This is a genomic window from Arthrobacter sp. D3-16 (assembly GCF_054408515.1).
Genome location: NZ_CP096437.1, coordinates 3,784,633 through 3,805,161, shown reverse-complemented (window position 1 = coordinate 3,805,161; position 20,529 = coordinate 3,784,633). Strand labels below are relative to the sequence as shown.

General features: G+C 63.3%; 16 protein-coding genes and 1 pseudogene. 4 read left to right on the top strand and 13 right to left on the bottom strand.

The features are described from left to right. Positions 1–3: 3 nt before the first annotated feature. Both M1D32_RS17795 and M1D32_RS17790 read right to left on the bottom strand, forming a co-directional pair. Complete coding sequence (locus tag M1D32_RS17795) at positions 4–978, bottom strand: ABC transporter permease (RefSeq protein WP_458779941.1); 975 nt, start codon at positions 976–978, stop codon at positions 4–6. Continuing rightward, a complete protein-coding gene (locus M1D32_RS17790) occupies positions 975–2,018 on the bottom strand; it encodes a LacI family DNA-binding transcriptional regulator (protein WP_458779940.1) in 1,044 nt (347 codons plus the stop codon). Before M1D32_RS17790 ends, M1D32_RS17795 begins: the two co-directional genes overlap by 4 nt. A 174-nt stretch (positions 2,019–2,192) precedes the next feature. Between M1D32_RS17790 and M1D32_RS17785 the strand changes: the two genes are divergently transcribed. Next, entirely contained in the window at positions 2,193–3,284 is a 1,092-nt protein-coding gene (locus tag M1D32_RS17785; protein WP_458779939.1) for an SDR family oxidoreductase, read from the top strand. Positions 3,285–3,408: 124 nt separating this feature from the next. Here the strand turns inward: M1D32_RS17785 and M1D32_RS17780 are convergent, their stop codons facing one another. Beyond that, on the bottom strand, positions 3,409–4,596 hold the full coding sequence (locus tag M1D32_RS17780) for a rhamnogalacturonan acetylesterase (protein ID WP_458779938.1): 1,188 nt from the start codon (positions 4,594–4,596) through the stop codon (positions 3,409–3,411). A 248-nt stretch (positions 4,597–4,844) separates the two neighbouring features. Beyond that, positions 4,845–5,774 (bottom strand): aldo/keto reductase, encoded by a 930-nt coding sequence (locus tag M1D32_RS17775; RefSeq protein ID WP_458779937.1) that lies wholly within the window; start codon positions 5,772–5,774, stop codon positions 4,845–4,847. A gap of 337 nt (positions 5,775–6,111) precedes the next feature. On the opposite strand from M1D32_RS17775, the pseudogene M1D32_RS17770 reads away from it, so the two are divergent. Beyond that, positions 6,112–6,193: pseudogene (locus tag M1D32_RS17770) on the top strand (YkvA family protein); the annotation flags it as partial. A gap of 192 nt (positions 6,194–6,385) precedes the next feature. Beyond that, positions 6,386–6,571 carry a hypothetical protein gene (locus M1D32_RS17765; protein WP_458779936.1) on the top strand — a complete coding sequence of 62 codons (186 nt, stop codon included), beginning with the start codon at positions 6,386–6,388 and terminating at the stop codon, positions 6,569–6,571. 625 nt (positions 6,572–7,196) lie between these two features. Here M1D32_RS17765 and M1D32_RS17760 read toward each other — a convergent pair. The 9 genes from M1D32_RS17760 to M1D32_RS17720 form a co-directional block, all read right to left on the bottom strand. Next, positions 7,197–7,373, bottom strand: a complete 177-nt coding sequence (locus M1D32_RS17760; protein ID WP_458779935.1) for a CsbD family protein — start codon at positions 7,371–7,373, stop codon at positions 7,197–7,199. A 266-nt stretch (positions 7,374–7,639) separates the two neighbouring features. Next, the gene (locus M1D32_RS17755) at positions 7,640–9,505 is read right to left on the bottom strand and encodes a glycoside hydrolase family 15 protein (RefSeq protein WP_458779934.1); all 1,866 of its coding nucleotides are present in this window, start codon (positions 9,503–9,505) and stop codon (positions 7,640–7,642) included. Further along, complete coding sequence (locus M1D32_RS17750) at positions 9,502–9,978, bottom strand: hypothetical protein (protein WP_458779933.1); 477 nt, start codon at positions 9,976–9,978, stop codon at positions 9,502–9,504. The genes M1D32_RS17755 and M1D32_RS17750 overlap by 4 nt, the downstream gene beginning before the upstream one ends. A 192-nt stretch (positions 9,979–10,170) precedes the next feature. Beyond that, positions 10,171–11,157, bottom strand: a complete 987-nt coding sequence (locus M1D32_RS17745) for an aldo/keto reductase (RefSeq protein ID WP_458779932.1) — start codon at positions 11,155–11,157, stop codon at positions 10,171–10,173. Positions 11,158–11,315: 158 nt separating this feature from the next. Beyond that, entirely contained in the window at positions 11,316–13,304 is a 1,989-nt protein-coding gene (locus M1D32_RS17740; RefSeq protein ID WP_458779931.1) for a fibronectin type III domain-containing protein, read from the bottom strand. 492 nt (positions 13,305–13,796) lie between these two features. Continuing rightward, positions 13,797–15,515, bottom strand: coding sequence for a glycoside hydrolase family 13 protein (locus M1D32_RS17735; RefSeq protein WP_458779930.1), 1,719 nt, complete (start codon positions 15,513–15,515; stop codon positions 13,797–13,799). A gap of 47 nt (positions 15,516–15,562) precedes the next feature. Beyond that, positions 15,563–16,453 carry a carbohydrate ABC transporter permease gene (locus tag M1D32_RS17730; protein WP_458779929.1) on the bottom strand — a complete coding sequence of 297 codons (891 nt, stop codon included), beginning with the start codon at positions 16,451–16,453 and terminating at the stop codon, positions 15,563–15,565. Continuing rightward, complete coding sequence (locus tag M1D32_RS17725) at positions 16,450–17,388, bottom strand: carbohydrate ABC transporter permease (RefSeq protein WP_458779928.1); 939 nt, start codon at positions 17,386–17,388, stop codon at positions 16,450–16,452. Before M1D32_RS17725 ends, M1D32_RS17730 begins: the two co-directional genes overlap by 4 nt. A 37-nt stretch (positions 17,389–17,425) precedes the next feature. Further along, complete coding sequence (locus tag M1D32_RS17720; RefSeq protein WP_458779927.1) at positions 17,426–18,703, bottom strand: ABC transporter substrate-binding protein; 1,278 nt, start codon at positions 18,701–18,703, stop codon at positions 17,426–17,428. 90 nt (positions 18,704–18,793) lie between these two features. On the opposite strand from M1D32_RS17720, the gene M1D32_RS17715 reads away from it, so the two are divergent. Then, positions 18,794–19,999: an ROK family protein gene (locus tag M1D32_RS17715; RefSeq protein ID WP_458779926.1), complete on the top strand. Its 1,206-nt coding sequence runs from the start codon at positions 18,794–18,796 to the stop codon at positions 19,997–19,999. Positions 20,000–20,529: the final 530 nt, after the last annotated feature.

Here is a 20,529-nt window from a genome sequence, read left to right as displayed (position 1 = left end):
GCATCACCACAGGGTCGCTTGGTTGGCCCGGCGCGCAATCGTGTTGAAAACGAGCAGCAGCGCCAGGTTGAGGAGGGAGTTGAACAGGCCGATAGCGGCCGAGTAGCTGAACTGCGCCTGCTGGAGGCCCGCGTGGTAGACGTACGTTTGGATGATCTCCGAGGATGAGATGTTCAGCGGCGTCTGCATCAGCAGCGCCTTCTCAAAACCGACGTTGAGCAGATTGCCGATGGCCAGGATGAACAGGATGGTCACCACCGGCATGATGCCCGGCAGGTCGATGTGCCGGATGCGCTGAAGCTTTGAGGCGCCGTCCACCTTGGCCGCGTCATGCAGGGCAGGATCGATGGCTGCCAGGGCCGCGAGGTAGACAATCATCGAGAAGCCGGCGTTCTGCCACACATCCGAGATCACGTACACGGGACGGAACCATTCGGCGGAGCCCATAAAGAAGACCGGCTCCCCGCCGGCAAGCTGGATGGCATTGTTCACCAGCCCCGACCGCGGGGAGAGGAGGACGAACATGATGCCCACCACCACGACGGTGGAGATGAACGCCGGCGAGTAGAGCACCGTCTGGGTGAACTTCTTGAACCTCTCGCTTTGAAGCTGGTTGACCAGCAGCGCGAGGATGATCGGAATCGGGAAGGCCACCAGCAGGCCGAGGATGGCGATCCACAGCGTGTTTCCGACGACTTGGCCGAACTGGTAGGAGTTCACAAACCTGATGAAGTGCGTCAGGCCCACCCAGGGGCTGTCCGTGAAGCCGTCCACCGGGTTGTAGTTCTTGAACGCTATCTGCACGCCGTACATCGGCCAGTACTTGAAGACCAGGATGTAGATGACGGCCGGAGCTAGTAATACGTATAACTGCCAGGCACGGGAAATTCTCTTGAAGCGGAGCGAAAGAGAATTTTTCCGCTGCGGCAGCGGTGCCGCAGCTGGACTGCCGTGTCGGGCCGGGGTGGTGCGGCTCATGGCATCTCCTTGGGATGGGTCACTGAGTTCCGTTCGATCAGAGGGCAGTCCATAAGCTCGACCCGGCCATCGGGTTCGGCGTCCTGGAGGATCAGTTCAACCGCGCGCCGGCCCATGGCGACGAACGGCAATTCAAAGGTAGTCAGGCCTGGCCGCAGGAACGGTGCCAACGTCGCCTGGTTGTCGAAGCCCACAATGGACACGTCCCCAGGGATTGAAAGGCGCAGGTCAGACACCGCCTGGTAGGCGCCCCAGGCGCCGCGGTCGTTGGCGCAGAAAATCGCGGTGGGCGGGTTGCTGGCGGTCAACAGCTCCATCGCATACTTGTAGCCGTCTACCTCGCCGCCACTGCCGAAGCGGACCAGGTCCGGGTTGATCTCCAGGCCGGCTTCTTCAAGTGCTTTCCGGTAGCCCTCGTAACGTCCGACGGCGGCCGGCAGTCCACTTTCAAGGCTCTCAATATTGATCAGCGCGATCCGGAAATGCCCGGCCTGGAGCAGCCGGCGGGTAGCCGAATATCCGCCTGTGACTTCGTCGGGAGCGACACTCGCAACCCTTCCGGCCCGATCCTGTGAATTCAGCACCACGGATCGGACCCCTGTCAGGGCCTCCGGAACGTCCAGGCGGCGGTGGTACATGCCGGCGTAAACCACTCCTGCAACCCTGTAGGAGAGCATGGTGTCCAGCGACGCAGCCTCCAGCTCCTTGTCCCCGCCGGTGTTGACCGTCAGCAGGAGGAGCCCGTCTTCCCACGCCCGTTGCTGCGCGCCTTCAATGATGGCACCGGCAAAGGGAGTGGTGGCAACGGTGTCGCCGATGAAGCCGATCATCCCGGCCACGCCTTCGCGAAGTGTCTTGGCATGGGCGTTAGTGCGGTAGCCCAGGCGGTCCACTGCGTCCCGGACCTTTCGGCGCGTATCCTCGGAGAACCGCGATCCTGAAGCCGAGTTCAGCACCAGGGATACGGTGGCCTGCGAGACGCCGGCGGCAGCAGCGACGTCGTGCATTGTCGGTCCTGTCTTTGGCCGTGATCCAGCCATGGGCACCTCCTCGGGCCGCTAGTAATTCTTGCAGTTATTCGTATAACTGGGACAACTGTAGCGGGCGTCACGTTGGAGCGTCAATAGTGCCAAGTGGATTGCGGTATGCAGGAATATCTCCCCGGCACGCGGGCTTGTCCCCATTGGCACGAGCAACGCACTACGAGGAGGACCATGACTATCGGCACGGGAACAACAGCGGGAACGGGGCGTACGGCTCTGGTGGTCGGAGCCACCGGCATCGCAGGATCCGCCCTCGTGGACACCCTGGCAGGCGAAGGGTGGGACGTCCTTGCCCTGTCCCGCAGGCCCGGAGCGCAGCGCGCCGGAGTCCGTTGGCTATCCGCAGACCTGACCTCGGCTGCATCCCTGACCAGCGTGCTCGGCCCGGAGAATCCCTCGCACGTCTTTTTTACAGCCTGGTCCCGGCGCGACACGGAAGAGGAGAACATCACCGTCAATGCCGGTATGGTCCGCGACCTGCTCGCCGCACTCCGCGGCAAGGACGTGGCCCACGTTGCCCTGATGACCGGCCTTAAGCATTACCTTGGACCCTTCGAGGCATACGCAGCCGGAGAGATGGCGGACACGCCCTTCCACGAGGAGGAGCCGCGCCTGCCGGTGCCGAACTTTTACTATGCACAGGAGGATGAGCTCTGGGCCGCGGCGGCCGGGCAGGGCTTCACCTGGTCCGTGCACCGTGCCCACACCGTGATTGGGCACGCGGTGGGCAACGCCATGAACATGGGCCTTACACTGGCCGCCCAGGCCACCCTTTGCAGGGAACGTGGGGAGCCGTTTGTCTTTCCGGGATCCGAAACGCAGTGGAACGGCCTGACCGACATGACCGAGGCAGGCTTGCTCGCCGAGCACATGCTCTGGGCATCCACTACGCCTCAGGCCGCAAACGAGGCCTTCAATATCGTCAACGGCGACGTGTTCCGCTGGCGCTGGATGTGGCCGAAGCTTGCAGCCTACTTCGGCGTGGAGTGGGAGGGGTACGAGCGCGAGCCCCGGCCCCTCGAGCAGTCCATGGCAGGGCGGGAGGACCAGTGGAGGGAACTTGCCCGGCGCCATAACCTCAGCGAGCCGGACCTGGATCGGGTTGCCTCCTGGTGGCACACGGACGGCGACTTGGGGCGCAACATCGAGGTGGTGACAGACATGGGCAAGAGCCGGGACGCCGGGTTTACCGGCTACCGTCGGACGCTCGACGCCTTCATCGCACTTTTCGAGCGCTACCGGGCGGAGAACCTCATTCCCTGATCTTGGCGCTCGCCGAGGGCGGTTCCGCCGGTTCCCTGCGCGGCACTTCGTACCTTGGGGCAGGGGGACTTCACGACGGCGGGATGCGGCTCCCGGCCGCATCCCGCCGTCGCTTCCTGCTCGGTTAGAGGCCCTGGCGTGCCAGGTCCTCCGCTACGAGCCGCGCAAGTTCAGTGGCGCCGGCCCGGTTGGGGTGCAGGGTATCGCCGGTCATAAACAGGGCCAGCGTCGCCTCCGGACCAATTTGGGTGAAGTAGGCGGACGCCAGGACATTCAGGTCAACCAGGGGGATGCCTTCCTCCTGGGCCAGGGCAACAGTGGAGTTGCGGTACCAGCGGTTTACTGAGGAGTGGACGCCGTCCACGAAGTCAGTGGCCCTGCCCTGCGGCGTGACCAGGACGGGCGTCGCTCCGGAGGCCGCCACCTGCCGGACCATGTCCCGCATGATCTCCTTGAACTCCGCCTCGGTGGTGGCGTTCTTGGCAGCGGTGTCGTTGATGCCCATTTCCAGCAGGAACAGGTCGCCCGGCTTGATGTACTGCAGGATGGCCTCCAGCTGGCCGTCGTTGCGGAAGCCGCGGGCGATCTGTCCGCCGGTTGCCATGTTCCGGACGTCGAAGGCTTCCGGGTCAACAAACTGCGGGAGCATCTGGCCCCAGCCGCCCTGGATGCTGGTCTCCAGGGGGTAGTAGCTGGCAACCGTGGAATCTCCGCCCACCCAGATGGTCGGGTCCATCTCCGGATGGCGGGACACCTTTTCGATTTCCAGCGCGCTCAGCGTGAAGGCCGTGCCAACCTTGCCTTCAGTGACCAGCAGGTTCAACTGGCCATCGGTCACGGGAACCTCGAAGGAAGCCGTGGCGCCGTTTCCGGTCAGGTTCATTTCCTGGAAGACGCCCTCGGCTGCAATGCTCGCGCGGGATGTGTCACCGAGAGTGACGGACACCCTGTACAGGCCTTCCTTCAGGTCCACATCAAAGGTGTTGGCGCTCTTGGTCCCGAATTGCAGGAAGCGGACGGCGTCGCTCCCTGCTCCGGTGTCCTTGGCGGGAACGTTGACCATGTGCTCGGGCGTGTTGAAGCCGTAACGCTTCTCGGGGCTGTACGCGTCGGTGGCGTTGACCCCGATGTACCCCTGTTCAACCGGTCCGCTGCCGAAGTCAAAGAGGTAGTTGCTGGGTTCGGCGTGGGCGGCAGGTGCGGACAAGCTGACTCCTGCACCGCTCACCAGCGCCGCAGCTGCCAGGCAGCAGGCAAGGGTTTTTTGAGTGGGTTTGCGGGACGTGTTGCGCAGGCGGGGACTTTCGGTCACGTTCATCTCCTTCGATGACGGGTGGAACGGGGACCACGGCGTCGCGTTCTTGTATCGATTCAAAACTAAGCCAGCAAAGGCAGCGTATTTGAAGTGGGGCCAACCGGACGGAATTGGCTTACCGGCTGTAACAACTTTTGTAACAGTTGTTAACCGCGGCCGTCAAGAGAAATTGGTAGATCTGTGTTCCGTTTTGTTCTGGAATGTAGTCGTCGGTCCACCTAGACCTGGGGTGTCGGGGCAGCGTGTCAGCCGAGTTCCCCGGTCCCGGCTGCAGCAAGAGGGAGGATCCTGTTCCAGAAATCCTCGGGAATGTCCGTGCTGGCCAGCTGCAATGTTTCCTCCACGCGGCCCGGTTCGGACATCCCCACGATCGTCGAGCTGACCCGGGAGTCGCGGGTGGAGAATTGCAGCGCGGCGGCCGCCAGCGGTACGGAGTACTCGGCGCAGAGTGCCTCCATCTTCCGCACGCGCCCGATGATAGCCGGACTGGCCGGGCGGTAGCAGTAGTTGGGCGCGGCGTCGGGCCCCTTCACCAGCATGCCGCCACCAAAAGGTGCGGCGTTGATGAACGCCACCCCGCGCGCCATTGCGTCCTGGATCAGGGGCTCGGCGGTCTGGTCCACCAGCGTGTAGCGGTTGTGGCTGATGACGACGTCGAACATGTCGGTGGCCAGGTATTTCAGCTCCAGATCGATCGGCCCGCCAGCCACGCCCAGGTGTCCGATGACGCCCTGGTCCCGCAAATCAACCAGCGCCTCCAGCGGTCCGCCTTCCGCGACGCCTTCCTCGAAGGTGATCTTTTCCGGATCGTGCAGGTAGACCAGCTGCAGCCGGTCCAGGCCGAGCCGCTCGAGGCTTTCCTCCACGGAGCGGCGGACGCGGTCTCCGGAAAAATCTTTAGTCCCGCGGATGGGGTCCACCTTAGTGGCCACAACGAAACCTTCCGGGAGGCCGCCCGCCTCGGCAAGGGCCTGGCCGATCCGCTTCTCACTGTTGCCGCCGTCACCGTACTCGTTGGAGGTATCGATAAAGTTGAAGGGGCTTTCCAGGATGCGTCGGATGGTTGCGACAGCGGTGTCCGTCCCGCGCGGAGCAGGGTGGCTGCCTAAGGAGCTGGTGCCGACACAGATGGCTGAGACGGAGAGGCCGGTACGGCCGAGAACACGGTAATCCATTGCTTGCTCCTCAGGGGCGGGGTTCCCGAAAGGCTACCCCGATCTTGGGCCGGAACCACTGAAGTACGCTCGTCCAGGAGCCGGATCCTCACTCCGCACACCAGGCAGGGAGGTACTGATGACCTGGGAGACCGCCGCTGGAATAGCGGCCGGACTGCTGCTGGCGTATGCCTTGCTGCTCCTCCTTCTGTGGTGGTACGCGCGCCGCCATCCCGAGACGGTCACCATGAAGGATGCACTGCGCCTGCTGCCGGACCTGCTCCGGCTCATCAGGAGGCTTGCGGCGGACCGGACCCTCGCCGTCGGGGTGCGGGTGCGGCTGGTGCTGCTGCTTGCCTACCTGCTCATGCCCATTGACCTGGTGCCGGACTTCATCCCGGTGATCGGCTATGCGGACGATGCCGTCATTGTTGCCCTGGTACTGCGGTCGGTGCTTAAACGGGCCGGGCCCGAGGCGTTGGAAAGGCACTGGCCGGGAAGCCGGCCCGGGCTGGACGTCATCCTGAAAGCGGCGGCCCCGGTCCGCCGTCGGCCCTAAATTCTTCGGCTATGTCCGCTCCTTTCGCGCCTAGGGCTGTTAGCGTGGAGGCCCGGCCACTGAAGGAGGAGCAATGACCATCAACTCACCTGATTCACTGCCTGACGACGAGCTGCAGGAAGGCGCTGCCAGCAAGGGCAAGGACGACGGCAGCGTTCCCGGCGGCGTGGACGGCGTCGGCATCGGCGCTGATGCCGAGCCGAACACCTTCGAACCGGAAGAGGATCCAGAGGCAACCGGCGATCCGGAGACGGACTGAAGCCGGCCGGTTATCGCCCCACGGCCCGCTCAAGGTTCAATCAAGATTCACGGCCAGCGGCCCAAACCGGCTTTTTGGTAGTTACCAGCCGGTAAATTTCTAGGTGCTTCCACATTTTCCCCCAACGCGGAAGCACGGAAGCCCCTGCGCTCGAGCTCGACTCGCGCGGGGGCTTCCAATCACGGCCCGTCCTCGCCGCGTGTGGCTCCAGCGTGGAATTATTTCGGTTCCGGTCATTCGCGCCTCTGCCCTGGCCGCATCTGCCTGCGATGGGCACCGCTCCCGGTGGCCCCGCTGGCGGCTAACCGTTGCAGGTGAGTGGGGCCGGCGACGGCTGGGGGCGGTGCCCGCGGTCTCAGACGGGCACCATCGTCGCCGGCCCCAGCTTGATCCCCGGCGCATAGCCGGAGAAATTCATGGACTGAGACCTCGCAGCGGGATAACTTCCCCGCTGTTGAAAAGACTAAAGTGCTTCAGCCACGTGGACACGAGTAGTCAGTACTCGTTAACGGGATTCAGTCCACTTAGGAGAAGGATGCGGAATGGAATCCGGGACGATTGACGGGCCAACACAGGGAAGGGCGCCGCTCCCGCTGGAGCGACGCCCTCTTTAGTGATGGGAAAATCAGTCTTTCTTGAAAGCGTCTTTGACTTTCTCTCCAGCCTGCTTCAGGTCACCCTTGGCCTGGTCGCCCTGGCCTTCGGCCCTCAGGCTCTCGTCGCCGGTAGCGTCCCCGGCGGCTTCTTTGCCCTTGCCGCCCAGCTTCTCGGCTGCGTTACCAATCTTGTCGTCCAAACCCATGGTGTTTCTCCCCTCGGTCGGAATCCGCCCGCGTTCAGCGGACGGCCTTACGCCCCCATCCTAGCCCTCTGGTTCGCTGGGGCAACCTCATGTCCAATAAGAGATCGCTGGCTCTGCGTCTTTTCGTCGGCAACTCTGTCCCCGTAGTGATAGGCGAGTCTGCCGCCCGAGGTACCGTGATGGCCCAATGCCCTTCAGGTCCTGCCAGGGGTGTTTTGGGATGCTTCGACCGCTGCTGGGGGGTGAGGGTGTCCATCATGTGCTCTTTACTGGTGGTGCTGTTTCCGAGGGGGGTAGTCACGGAGGGCGAGTGAAGCCTGGACCAGCGCGGAGTGGGTCAGGGCTTGTGGGAAGTTACCCAAAAGCATGCCGGAGGAGGGGTCCATCTCCTCGCTGAAGAGTCCCAGCGGCGACCCCTTGTGCAGGAGGGCTTCAAACAAGGCGGTGGCTTCATGGTGCCGGCCCGTCATTGCCAGGGCTTGAACGAGCCAGAAGGAGCAGGGCAGGAACGCTCCCTCGGTTCCGGGAAGGCCGTCCTGGCCGGGCGGATAGCGGTAGAGCAGCGGGAATCCGGCGGACAATTCCCGCCGGACTGCATCGATTGTTGCCGCCAGGCGGGGCGAGCCGGGTTCTTCCAGGCCGGTGAGCGGCAGGACCAGGAGGGCAGCGTCGAGGTCATGGGAGCCGTAGGTGCGGGTGTATGAATTCCCGGAACCGCTGTAACCGCATGATCGCACCTGGGCAGCGATCTCGCTGCGGGCCGACTCCCAGCGGAGCCGGCGCCCCTTGCTGAGCCGGTGTGTAGCCGCAATGCTCAGGGCGCGGTCCATTGCGAGCCAGGCCATGACTTTCGAATGGACGTGCTGGGCAGCGTCGCCCCGGACTTCCCAAATGCCGGCGTCGGGTTCCCGCCAGTTGGCGGCGACAAGATCAGCGAATCCGCGCATGGCCCGCCACGTTTCGGAGGTCAGCCTGCGGCCGCTGTCCACGAATGCCCAGGCGGCGTCCAGGACCCAGCCGTAGCCGTCGAGCTGGTGCTGGCCTGCCGCGAGGTTGCCGGTCCGCACCGGGCTGCTTCCGGCGTAGCCGGGCCACGCGGACAGGCTCCGTTCTGCCGGGACGCGTCCTCCGGTCAGGGTGAGCAGGGCGGGAAGGTGCGGCCGTTCAAGGCGGCTGGCGTGCAGGAGCCAGCCGAGGAAGTCTTCTGCCTCCTGCGTCTTTCCCGCACGGAGGAAGGCGCCGACGCCGATGCTCGCGTCGCGGGGCCAGGCGTACCTGTAGTCCCAGTTGCGGATGCCTCCCGGATGCTCAGGCAGCGAGGTGGTGGGAGCGGCCACCGGAGCGCCCGAGGGGGAGTAGGTGAGGAGCCGAAGTGTCAGCAGGCTGCGTACCACCGCATCACGGTAGGGGATGGCGCCGTCGATCTCCTCTGTCCAGCCCTGCCACCGGGCCTCGTCCCGGCTCACCAGGTCCCATGCTGCCCCTGGGTCTACATGGATCAACGGTTCACCGTAAGCCAAGGCAAGGACAAGGGTGAGGGGTTTGCCCGGGACGATGTCGAACGTCAGGGCGCGCCCCGGCTCAAGATAGAGGTTTGGGGTGGATCCCAGGGAAGTTGCCAATGGACCCCAGTTGCAGACGAGGTCCTGGCCTTGGCGCACATGCGGGCGCCGGTGCTGTTCGCCAAGTTTAGGGTCGAAAAGCACTGTGGCACGGACCGGTGCGCCTTCCGTTGTAAGACGCCTGACCAGGAGGGTGGTGGGGAGCAGTTCTCCGGCCACTTCCGCGATCATGGCTTCGGTCAGCGTGAGCCTGCCGTTCCCCGCTGCCCACACCGTTTGCAGGGTTGCGGTGTTCGGGCGGTACCGGCGGAAAATGACTGGGGCAGGCCCTGCCGGTCCGGCGAGGAACTGCCCGGCCTCCGGTCCTCCCAGCAGGGCACCAAAGAGGGGCTCGCCGTCGAACGCGGGAGCGCAAAGCCAGTCCACTGACCCCGCGGCGGAAACAAGCGCGGCTGTCCGGGTGTCTCCGAGCAGGCCGTAATCAGCGATAGGCGTGGGCGCGTGCTGCTCCCACAACGTGGCCGGCAGCTCCCGCTCCTGAGGGGCCTGGTCCCAATGATCAAGCCTCATCGCGCCCCCAGGAGCAGCCCAAGCACCGCGCCGTAGACGACGTGGGCCACCACGGCAACGGCCGGGGTCTGGATGCCGTAATTCAGCCCCAGCAGGCCCGGCGGTTCCAGGACAGCGGTGGTGGTGGGCCCGGCCCTGGTGGATGCCATCCGCGGATGGACTCCCGGCAGCAGGGGGAGGATGGCCGTCAGGGCAACCGCGACGTGGAGGAGTCCCAGCAGGGCGCCAAGCCACCACGTTGCCTGCCCCAGGAGCGCGAAGACCGCAGCGTAACCGAGGGCGAAACCCTGCCCGGCACCGAGGTGGATAAAGAACCCTGCCACCCGGGCCTTGTCCGGATCGGGCGTAACGAGGGTCCCGAGCACCAGCGGCAGATCCAGCCGGGTGAGTCCGGCCATCTGGGCGGCTATCATCACAGCGGTCAGCACAGAGGTTGCCACCAGCCCGAACAGTGCCCAGCCCTGCCAGTCCATCTCAGGTCACCCGGCCGGAGTACCTGGGCACGTGAATGCAGCTGAGCTTTATGGCCGGATCTCCACAGCGCATCGTGGACTCCTTCTAAAAGTAGATAACCTAACTTTAGAAGTCGCAGCGGGTTTAAACAAGGAATATGTTTTTAGAAGGAGGGGCGCAGGGATCCTGTGACTTCTGCACGTTGGGAACTGTTAGGCCGGGATCATGCCCCGCTCCCGCAGGTCCTGCCACAGCGCCTCGGGGACCTCGGTGGCCATGCGTTCGGCGCTTTCGCTGATCTGCTCCGGCCTGCTCGCACCAACGGTGACGTTGACCACCGCTGGGTGGCGGAAGGGGAACTGTATTGCGGCGGCGGGAAGTTCAACACCATGTTCCTTGCAGATGCTTGCCAACTGGCGGGCCCGGTCCAGGATCTCCGCGGGGGCCTGGGAGTAGTTGTAATGCGCATCGGAAGGCAACTCGGGCTTGGCAAGAATGCCGGAGTTGTATACGCCCACGCTCACCACCCCGGTGCCCAATTCCTGGCATCGGTCCAGCAGTCCTTCGCCGGGGCGGCCGTCCGAGCCCGGCTGTTCCAGCATGGTGAACCTGCCGGCCAGCATGAGGAGATCAAGGTCGGCCGCTTCCACGCACTGCAGGGCGGCGCCCGCGGTGTTGGTGCCGACGCCGATGGCCCGGACCAAACCTTCAGCGCGGAGTTTCTCCAGGGCCGGCAGGGCAGACTTCACGGCATCCTCCATGCTGTACACGTCGGGATCGTGCAGGTAGGCGATGTCGATGTAGTCCAAGCCAAGCCGTTCCAGCGACTGCTCGATGCTGCGCCGCACACCGGCCTCGGATGGATCCCATTCGCGCCGCAGGCCAGCGGGTACGTCAAAGCCGTCCGGATCTTTTGTGTCCTTGGTTGCGGGTGACGGAACGAGCACCCTGCCCACCTTTGTGGAGAGGATGAAGTCTTTGCGTGGTTTCCGGGCCAGGACCTCGCCGATCCGCCGCTCGGACAGGCCGAGCCCATAGTGCGGCGCTGTATCGAAGTAGCGGATGCCGGCATTCCACGCCGCTTCCACCGTGGCAGCCGCCTGCTCGTCAGAGATGGCGCGGTACAGGTTGCCCACTCCGGTACCGCCAAAGCCAAGACGGCCCAACTGATCCCGTAACTGCCCGTTGTCCTCATTCACGGCCTTATCCCTTCGTTTACGCATCCGTAGCTCACAATGGCAGGAGCCTAAGTTGGGGCGGTGGTGCTGTCAACGGAACGGAAAAGCAATCGACGGACGCCAGAAGGCTCCGTCCCGGATGGGACGGAGCCTTCTGCTATGGGCTGGACTGGATGTGGCTACCTTGTACTGGCGGATACCGTGATGGACCCGCCCGCCGAGGACGTCACCTTGATGGTTGACGTCGCTGCCGCGGCCGAGTTACGGGCGCGGATCGTCCAGGTACCGTCAGCGGCGACCGTTGCGGTGCCGATCCGAACACCGCTGGCGTTGGTGGCCGTGATGGTGTTGCCGGCGATGATGCTGGCGCTTCCACCAATCCGCCATTCCCGCTTGTCAGCGCGGAACTCGGCCGTGGCCGTGAGCTGGTCCGCAGGGGTCACGGTTGACGAGGCACCCGTACCAAAGGTTGCCTGAGCACTTTCACCTGCTGCGCTGGTAGCGACCAACTTGAGGGTGTACGTGGTGCCGTTGGTCAACCCGTTCAGCACAGCGTTACGCGCCGCCGCATCCGTCTCCACCGTGATCGCTGTTCCTGCGGCCGGCGTGGCGGTCAGGACGTAACCGGTAACCGGCGTATTGCCTGCGGCTGCACCCTGCCATTCGACAGTTGCGCTGCCGTTGCCGGTGGTCACCCGAACGACGTTGGGAGCGGCCGGGGCGGTCATTGCCCCTGCCTTTACGGAGAAGACCACTGGTTCAGCTGCGGTTTTACCTGCACCGCTATTAGCAGTGACGACGAAGCTGTACTGGGTGCCGGGTGTCAGACCTTCGAGTTTGGCTGAGGTGGCACCGCTTCCTGCGTCAGCCGTCGCGACTACCGCATCCCCGGACAGCGCCTGAACGGTGTACCCGGTTACAGCCGAGCCGTTGGCGGCGGCCGCGGTCCATGTGACATCCGCTGAACCGAGCAGGGAGCCGTCCTTCACGGCCACGTTGCCCGGGGTTGCGGGTGCGGTGGCCGCTGGTGGCAGGTCGGCAGACGTCGCGGTAACCGTGCCGGCCGCCGCAGGGATACTTGCCTGTCCGTTCAATGCCACTACCTTGACCGGGTACGCCTGACCGTCCACCAAGCCGCGGATGATGGCGCTTGTTGCTTCGGCTCCGACCTTGATGCTCACTTCCTGGCCCAGGACAGTGTCCTCTGCGATGACTTCGTAGCCGGTGATGGCAGGAGCGTCCGCGGGAACAGTGGCCGGTGACCAGGTAGCGGTAATGCTGTTGTTGGCTGCCGCGCTGGCGAACGCCGCAGTTGGTTGGTTGGGTGCTTGCCCGGAGGGCCCAGCGGGGCATCCGCCGAAGCCCGGGCCGTCGATCTCCTTGAACTCGGAGATGGTCAGGCCGAGCTGGGCTTCGACGCCAACCGGTTCTGCCTGCCAGCTGGCGACGGACGGGTCGCCAGCCATAGCGGCGTCCCGCTCGGCTGCGGAGAAGAAACCGTACGTCACGGTGAACTCGCCGTTAGCAGCGAGGCCATCGACCTTGTACCCGGCAGGTACCTCATCATCAGGCCAGCCGATTGCCCGCTCACCGATGCCCATGTTCCTCATGGCGGGGTTGACGATTTCCACCGCCATGCGGGCGGTGTCAACGTCGGTACCGTACTTGCCCTTGACCACAACCTGGCCCTCGACGTCACCGGCGATGTTCGGAGTGGGCGTCCCGTCAACAGCGTCGACTGAGGTGATGACCGATGTGCCTGCCAGCGCTCCGTCTGAGCTGCCGTCCTCAAACTCGACCGTGACTTCGTCGCCTCCTGCGATGTTGGGTGTAACCACATCCCAGCAAACACCTCCCGGGTGATTGACCTCAAGGAAGCCTGTGGCATCGACCACGCCGCGTGCGACGCCGATGAGGTTACCGCCGCGGGACACGCGAATGGTTGCATCCTGTCCCGCCTGTGCAGCGTATCCCTCGATGGCGACCATGTCGCGCTTGGTGAAAATTTCAATGTTGCCAGGGCCCACCGGGGGGTTCGCCGCCATCACAGCGGACGTGCCAACTCCCACAAGGGCCAGCGTGGTGGTTCCCGCGAGCAAGCCAGCGATGCGTCTGCGTGAGGACGAGTTACCCGGCGTACCAGGAGAAAGTTGCCTTCGAAAGCTCATGACGAGTCCTTTCCTAAACGAAGCTCTCAGGCCCCGAAATAGTTCAGCTGCAGGACGGACGCCTGCGAGATAACAACCACTCTCATGAACCCGAGTTGGAGAAACGTTAGAAACCAAGTTGCAAAAACCTTGATGAAGCCTCGTTTCCGGGCAGAAGATTTCTGAGCCTTGCCATAACCAGGCCAAGGAAAAAATCACGAGGGCACGCGGCATTGCGCCGCATGTACCGGCGATGTCCACACATACCTGCTGTAGAGGGAAGCGTGCGAGCCGGGCCCGGCAATCGAAGCCGGACCCGGCGGTTCTTCAATCAGCGGCTGTCATCCAGCATCAATTGGTTCAGGATTCACAGCTGATTCCCGAACAGCGCCAGCGTCGGGGGCACCTTGTGGAAATCTGGGACAAGGCAGGCTAACCTCGGAACGTTGATCAGGCGGGCAGCTTACGCCCCCAGGGCAGGCTGTTTCCACGGCCTTTTTAACTGCAGTACAGCTACAGCTGGAGCCAGGCAGTGGTCGCTCCGGGCAGGGAGTCGGCTTGGAGTGGCGAACTGGAGACCAGTACCTTGCCGGCGGGCAGTTCGAAGGCTTCGGTACCGAAGTTCGTTACGGAGGTCCAGCCGTTGGGGCGCCGGAAGGCTATGACGTCAGACCGGCCGGTCTCCAGCCATTCCAGCGTTTCGGTGGTTTGCAGCTGTGACCGCAGGGCCAGTGCCTCGCGGTAAAGGGCCAAAGTTGAGTCCTCCTGCGTTTCCTGGACTTCCACGGAGTGACCCGCAAACCACTCTGGCTGCGGCAAGTGGGCGCCGCCTGTTCCGAAACCGAATGAGTTGCCCGAGGCTGTCCAAGGCAACGGGACCCGGCAGCCGTCACGGCCGATTTCCACGCCTTTGTTGCGGAAGAAGGCGGGGTCCTGGCGCTCGGCGTCGGGAATTTCGCTGCCGACTTCCTGCAGGCCCAGTTCCTCACCCTGGTAGAGGTATGCAGAGCCTGGAAGGGCAAACATCAGCAATGATGCGGCGCGGGCACGGCGCAGGCCGAGTTCGACGTCGACGTCCTCCTGCCTGCCTCCGTCAAGCAACCACTGCTTGCCGGCCTCGCCGGCCATGATCCCGCCCTCGGCCGAAGGCCCGGACACCGGAAGCCCGTAGCGCGTAGCGTGCCGGACGACGTCGTGGTTGGAGAACACCCATGTGGAGGAAGCGCCGGACGCCTCCGCCTCGGCGAGGTTCTTGGTGATGATTCTCCGGAACTGGGCGCCGTCAAAGTCTGCCTGCAGCAGGTCGAAATTGAAGGCCTGGCCAAGGCCCTCAGGGCTCGCGTAGCGGGCACGGCGGTCCGAGTGCACCCATGCTTCGGCAACTGCTGTGCGCGGCGGGTTGTACTCGTTGAAGACCTTGCGCCACTCGGCGTAAATCTCGTGGACTTCGTCCCGGTCCCAGTACGGATGCGCACCGGCAAGGTAGAGCGCCTCGCCCTGTGCTTCGAGGTCTGCCTTGGTGGGCAGGGACTCTTCGAGGTTCTTGGTCAGGGCATGGGCGACGTCAATGCGGAAACCGTCCACGCCCCGGTCGGACCAGAACCGCAGGGTCGTCAGGAAGTCTTGGCGGACCTCGGGGTTGTCCCAGTTAAAGTCCGGCTGCTCCTTGGCGAAGATGTGCATGTACCACTGCCCCGGGGTTCCGTCGGGTTCTGTAATGCGCTCCCAGGCCGGGCCCCCGAACACGGAGTCCCAGTCGGACGGCGGCAGTTCACCGTTTTCACCGAGTCCGTCCCGGAAGATGTAGCGGTCGCGGGCCGGGGAACCCTTGGGCGAGGCGAGGGCTTCCTGGAACCACTCGTGGAGGTTGGAGGAGTGGTTGGGCACGATGTCCACGATCAGCTTGATGCCGGCGGAGTGCAGGGCGGAAGCCAGGCGGTTGAAGTCCTCCAACGTGCCGAGCCGCGGATCAACGTTACGGTAGTCGTCCACGTCATAGCCGCCGTCTGCAAGGGCCGAAGGGTAGAAGGGGCTCAGCCAGACCGCGTCGATTCCAAGCTCCTTCAGGTACGGGACCTTGGCGGTGATGCCGTTGATGTCACCGATGCCGTCACCGTTGGAGTCAGAGAAGCTGCGTGGGTAGATCTGGTAGACCGAGGCCTGGCGCCACCAGTTGGGGTCGGACATCTGCTGGTGCTTGGTGCTGGTTGCCTGGGTGACGATGGAGGGCAAGACTGGTTCCTTTACTTTTTTTGAGGGGTCGGTGTCGTGGTAAGGGGTCACTTGACGGCGCCCTGGGTCAGGCCGGCCATGACCCAGCGTTGTGTAAACAGGTAGACGACGATCGCGGGCGTCATCGCCATCAAGTACGAGGCGAAGGCTACGTTGTAGCTGTTGCTGAACTGGGTCTGGAAGATCTTCTGCAGCACCGGGATGGTCTGCAGTTCTGGATCGGAGATGATGAGTGACGGCATCATGAAGTCGTTCCAGGAGGCGATGAAAGCGAAGATGCCCACCGTAGCGCTCATCGGTCCCAGCAAGGGGAAGATGAGCTTCCAAAAGACCTGCCAGGTGCCGGCACCGTCCATGCGCATGCTTTCTTCCAGCTCCAGCGGGATGGAACGCAGGAACGCGGTGAACAGCATGATGTTGAACGCCAGGGCAAAGACGATGTGCAGGATCGCTACGCCGAGCGGGTTGTCCAGCCCGACGAGGCCGGTGAGCTGGATCTGCGGCAGCGCCACCACGGGGAACGGGATGAACATCGCCGCGAGCAGGTAGAAGAAGGACCAGCGGAAGAGCTTGCGGTCCCAGTTCCGTACGATCGCGTAAGCTGCCAGCGCTGACACGATGATTTCCCCCGCAACCGCAGTCACGGACACAAACACGGAGATCGCGAAGCCGCGGGGAAAGTTCGTGAGCGTCCAGGCCTGGACGAAACTATCGAAGGTCAGGGGGCTCGGCCACGAGAAGGCGTTGCCGTCCACCGCCTGGCCGGTGGTTTTGAACGCCATGCTGATGGTGACGTACAGCGGGACGAGCACGCTGAGCGTGCAGACGATCAGGACGATGGTGGCGGGCCAGTTGCTGCGCTCCTTAGGTGCCCGGACCCGTTGGTTCTTCCCGGCGGCCCCGGGTTCTGCTGGGATGGTGATGGGTGCGCTGCTCATGCGGCGATCCCTCCTTTGCCACGTGTGAAGCGAAGCTGGATGAGTGCGATGACGATGCTGATGAGGAAGAAGATCACGGCGTTGGCCATCTGGTATGCGTAGTCGCCGCCTTCGAAGCCGCGGAAGATTGACATGGCGACGCTGCGTGTGGCGACTCCGGGGCCGCCGTCGGTCAGGCCGACAATGATGTCGTAGGCGTTGAGGTAGTTCTTGAAGCCGAGGACCATATTGATCACGGCATACCCGGCAACGAGCGGCAGGGTGATATGCCGCAGGTTGTGCCACGGTGATGCTCCATCGATGGAGCTTGCCTCGTACACCTCGGCGGGAACCGTCAGGAGCCCTGCGATGTAAATCAGCATCGCACTCGGAATCGACTGCCACGCCGTGACGAAGACGATTGCCAGCCACGCGAGGTCCGGGTTGGCGAGGATGCTCGTCGCCAGCGGTTCGATTCCCATGGCTTGACCCAAGAGCGGCAGCGAGTTCGAGAAAAGGTATTGGAAGACGAAGGCGATGACGATGCCCGAGACCACCATGGGGATCACGAATACTGTGCGCAGTGCAGCACGGAAGCGGACACGGGACGTCAGTCCCAGAGCCAGGAAGAAGGCCACTGCGTTTACGACGATGACGGTCACCAGCGCAAAGGCGAGTGTGAAGCCGTAGGCGCTGAGGACTCCTTCATCCTGGAGGACCGCGATGAAGTTTCGGATGCCTATGAAGTCGAACTCACCAAAGCCCACGGAGTTCGTGAAGCTGTAGACGAATCCGAGTACGGCGGGCAGCGTGACGGCGAGCGTGAAAATCGCCAGTGCGGGGAAAAGGAAAAAGTAGTAGAGCGGATCGACGCGGCTCTTGCGTGCATTTCTCGCCTGAGTCGCTGCCGGGGCTGTCACCACCGCTCCAGTGGAAGGCTTTGTCGTCGATGACATGGTGGTCCTCGTTTCGTGCATTAGGTCGGAAGGGTGATCACGCACGGAAAGCCAGACGCGCCCAGTCGGCGTCCATCCGGCGCAACATGCTCTCGGCGTCGGCACCGCCGATGATCGACTGAAGGTAGTTGGCGGCGGGGATCGAGTTCGGAATGAACTGTGAGGCACCCATGTAGAAGCGGCCCTCGTCGTAATACTTCTGCATTTCAACGATCCGGGGGTCTGTGACCGCTGGTGCGTCCTTGCTGGTGCCGAATCCCAGGAATTCGGCGTTGTAGGAATTCTGGATCTCCGGCTGCATGAGGTATTGAAGGAAGTCACGGGCACCCTCCTGGGCATTGGCAACTTCCGGAACCGAGAGCGAGAGGTCTATGTTGACGCGAACTTTCAGATCGGCGGGGTCGCTGGTCATCGGCAGCGGGAACGTGCCGAGATCAACATCCGTGCCGGCCTTTTCTATCTCTCCGAAGGCCCACGGCCCCTGGAGGTACATCGCCGCCTGGTTCTGCGCCATGGCTGTGTTGCCGTCCCCGTAGCCACGGCTGGCGGCATCGGGGTTGATGTAGGTCGTCAGCTGGACCATGCGCTGGACCGGCTCAAGCATCGTTTTCTGGAAGGACACTTCGGAGTCCGGTCCGACGTTCTCGCCAATCGCGTGCATTGTTTTGTAGAAGTCGCGCACGTTGACCATGCCGCCCACGGTGTAGTCGAAGAGGCCCTGCGCGATGGTCCACGGGTCCCGGAAAGTGCCGTAGATGGGGGTGATGCCTGCGGCTTGGAGCACCTCGCATACTTCGATCAGTTGGTCCCAGGTTGTCGGGACAGCCAGACTGTTCTGCTCGAAGATGCGGCGGTTGTAGATGACCGAGGCAGCCATGACCGAGTACGGGATAACGCTCGTACGGCCCGGGTATGTGGGGTACCAGTTCGTGAGGTCCAGAACGTCGTCCCGGATGGAGGCTGCTGCCGGGAGGTCGGAAAGGTCCGAGAGGGCCCCGCGCTCCATGAATCTGGCCATTTCAAGGTTGTAGTTGAGGCAACCGAGATCCGGCGGACTGCTGCGCACAAAACTGGCAGAAAGATTTGTCGCCATATCGTGCAGAACGCGGACACGGTCCTGCGACGCGGTAAATTTCGCCGCCAGATCGCGGAAGTATGGCACGGCTTCCGGTTTTGACTGATGGAACGTGACGGTAGGACGTTCACCTCCCGGGGCACACCCAGCCAGGCCGAAAGCGGCCAGTGCGCCCCCGGCGGCGGCAAGGAAAGTGCGTCGGGAGACTGTCGTCCCGGCGGACGTCAAAGGTGGCAACATCGGCTCCTAAGGGGTCTCACTTCGTATTTATTTGGATCTTATATTTAGGTCCTATACGAGGATGGAGGATATTGGCGATATCGTCAAGGGATGAATGGGACCACGGCGCGCTCAACGCAGCTGTTGCGGCAGATTAACTCCGATGCATTGTTGCGGTTCGCTCTTGAGGAGCAAGTCTTCACAGCTGGAGAGGCCATGGCCGTGACCGGGCTGACCCGCGCGACGGTGCTCGGCGTTTGTGATGGGTTGGTCGACGCCGGCTGGCTGGAGGAAGTGGATGACAGTCACGCCGCCGGCCGCTCACTCAAGGGCCGGCCAGCCCGCCGCTACCAATTGCGCGAGGCTGCCGGTGTTGTGGTTGGACTGGACGCCGGCGAGACCCACTTCACCACCATCGTCGCCGATTTGCGCGGCCGTGTGATGGGCACGCGTCGCACGAGCATTGATTCGCATGCGCTGGGACGCGCGGGTCGCGGCGCGAGCGCACGGGAGCTGATCCGTCTGACCCTCGACGACGTCGGGCGCGCCGTGGATGACGTCTTGCTGACGGTCGTCGGTGTTCCCGCGCCGATCGATGCTCACGGCATGTCTCCTGAAGGAGAATTTTGGCACCTGATGAATTCCGGTTTCGCCTCGCACCTTCACGGCATGGTCGTCGTCGAGAATGACGCCAATCTCGCCGCTGTGGCCGAGCGGGCACACGAGCCATCGGCTAACCAGGCGACGTTGTTGACCGGCGAGCGATTCGGTGCCGGCCTGATCGTGGACGGGCGCTTGCTGCGGGGACCTCGAGGCGGCGCAGGGGAGATGCGATTCCTCGACACGCTTACCGCCGGCAAGTTCGTGCCCGACGAAGGGGGTGCGGATGGTTTTGGAGCACTTGCAAGAAAGTGGGCACGCTCGCGCATCCGTTCCTACGAGGGAAAAACCATGCTGCGGCAATTGCCTGAGGCCAAGATCAATGCGGAGGACGTGTTCCACGCAGCCCGGGAGGGGGATCCGTTTGCAGCGGACATCATCGCCCGGCTCGGCGCCCGGCTGGCGCGGATTGCGGTTGTGCTCTCCAGCCTCCTGGACATTGAGCGTGTAGTCATCGCAGGCGGCATCTCGCGGGCCATCGAACCGGTCCTCGAGCACGCACGTATGCTGCTGCCCACTGATACAGGCTTACCGCTTCCGGAACTGGTGGCGAGTACGTTCGGAGCCGAAGTCGTAGTCAAAGGCGCTATCGAGTCTGCACTGACACGGGTCAAGGCCGAACCTAATGCGTTCCTCCCTCGGGCCGCCGGAAACTGATTTAGCCAATTGGTTCGGCTTTTTCGAGACGCTGCAGAGCTTCCCGACGTCACCATTAACCTGCCCGCATCACTGCCGCTGCTATGAATGGACGCGGCTTCGGCCGCAATCCTCACAGGCGTTTCCTATACACTCCCGCAATGAAACGATTTCAACAATCTTGGGAATTTCACTCACAGTAGTGCCGCCGCTTATGCCGGAGAAGAGCATCGCTACACCTGCAACAGCAACAAGTACTCCGAACGCGATAAGGGCAGTAAGGGTAAGCGAACGCTGCTTCTCAGTCATACCTTCTCCAGTCACGGAAACTACGGCCGACGTCGTGGTCTAATACTGGACCTGTGGCGACACCGTGGCAAGACTTCCGGTGAGACCGCGAAAGTTCGAGACCCGGACTAAATTCCCGTAGCTGCCACTGGCGCCCCATGAGGGGGCCAGCGACACGGCTTCAGCCTGGCCGGCAGTCACAAGCGGAGTTGGACAAAACCCAATACGTGGTAAATCCATTGCTGTTTCCCATCGAGTTCCCA

Excerpts from the sequence above, each read along its gene's own strand:
- M1D32_RS17795 (WP_458779941.1), bottom strand. The coding sequence starts at position 978 with ATGAGCCGCACCACCCCGGCCCGACACGGCAGTCCAGCTGCGGCACCG.
- M1D32_RS17790 (WP_458779940.1), bottom strand. The coding sequence starts at position 2,018 with ATGGCTGGATCACGGCCAAAGACAGGACCGACAATGCACGACGTCGCT.
- M1D32_RS17785 (WP_458779939.1), top strand. The coding sequence starts at position 2,193 with ATGACTATCGGCACGGGAACAACAGCGGGAACGGGGCGTACGGCTCTG.
- M1D32_RS17775 (WP_458779937.1), bottom strand. The coding sequence starts at position 5,774 with ATGGATTACCGTGTTCTCGGCCGTACCGGCCTCTCCGTCTCAGCCATC.
- M1D32_RS17765 (WP_458779936.1), top strand. The coding sequence starts at position 6,386 with ATGACCATCAACTCACCTGATTCACTGCCTGACGACGAGCTGCAGGAA.
- M1D32_RS17760 (WP_458779935.1), bottom strand. The coding sequence starts at position 7,373 with ATGGGTTTGGACGACAAGATTGGTAACGCAGCCGAGAAGCTGGGCGGC.
- M1D32_RS17755 (WP_458779934.1), bottom strand. The coding sequence starts at position 9,505 with ATGAGGCTTGATCATTGGGACCAGGCCCCTCAGGAGCGGGAGCTGCCG.
- M1D32_RS17750 (WP_458779933.1), bottom strand. The coding sequence starts at position 9,978 with ATGGACTGGCAGGGCTGGGCACTGTTCGGGCTGGTGGCAACCTCTGTG.
- M1D32_RS17740 (WP_458779931.1), bottom strand. The coding sequence starts at position 13,304 with ATGAGCTTTCGAAGGCAACTTTCTCCTGGTACGCCGGGTAACTCGTCC.
- M1D32_RS17730 (WP_458779929.1), bottom strand. The coding sequence starts at position 16,453 with ATGAGCAGCGCACCCATCACCATCCCAGCAGAACCCGGGGCCGCCGGG.
- M1D32_RS17725 (WP_458779928.1), bottom strand. The coding sequence starts at position 17,388 with ATGTCATCGACGACAAAGCCTTCCACTGGAGCGGTGGTGACAGCCCCG.
- M1D32_RS17720 (WP_458779927.1), bottom strand. The coding sequence starts at position 18,703 with ATGTTGCCACCTTTGACGTCCGCCGGGACGACAGTCTCCCGACGCACT.
- M1D32_RS17715 (WP_458779926.1), top strand. The coding sequence starts at position 18,794 with ATGAATGGGACCACGGCGCGCTCAACGCAGCTGTTGCGGCAGATTAAC.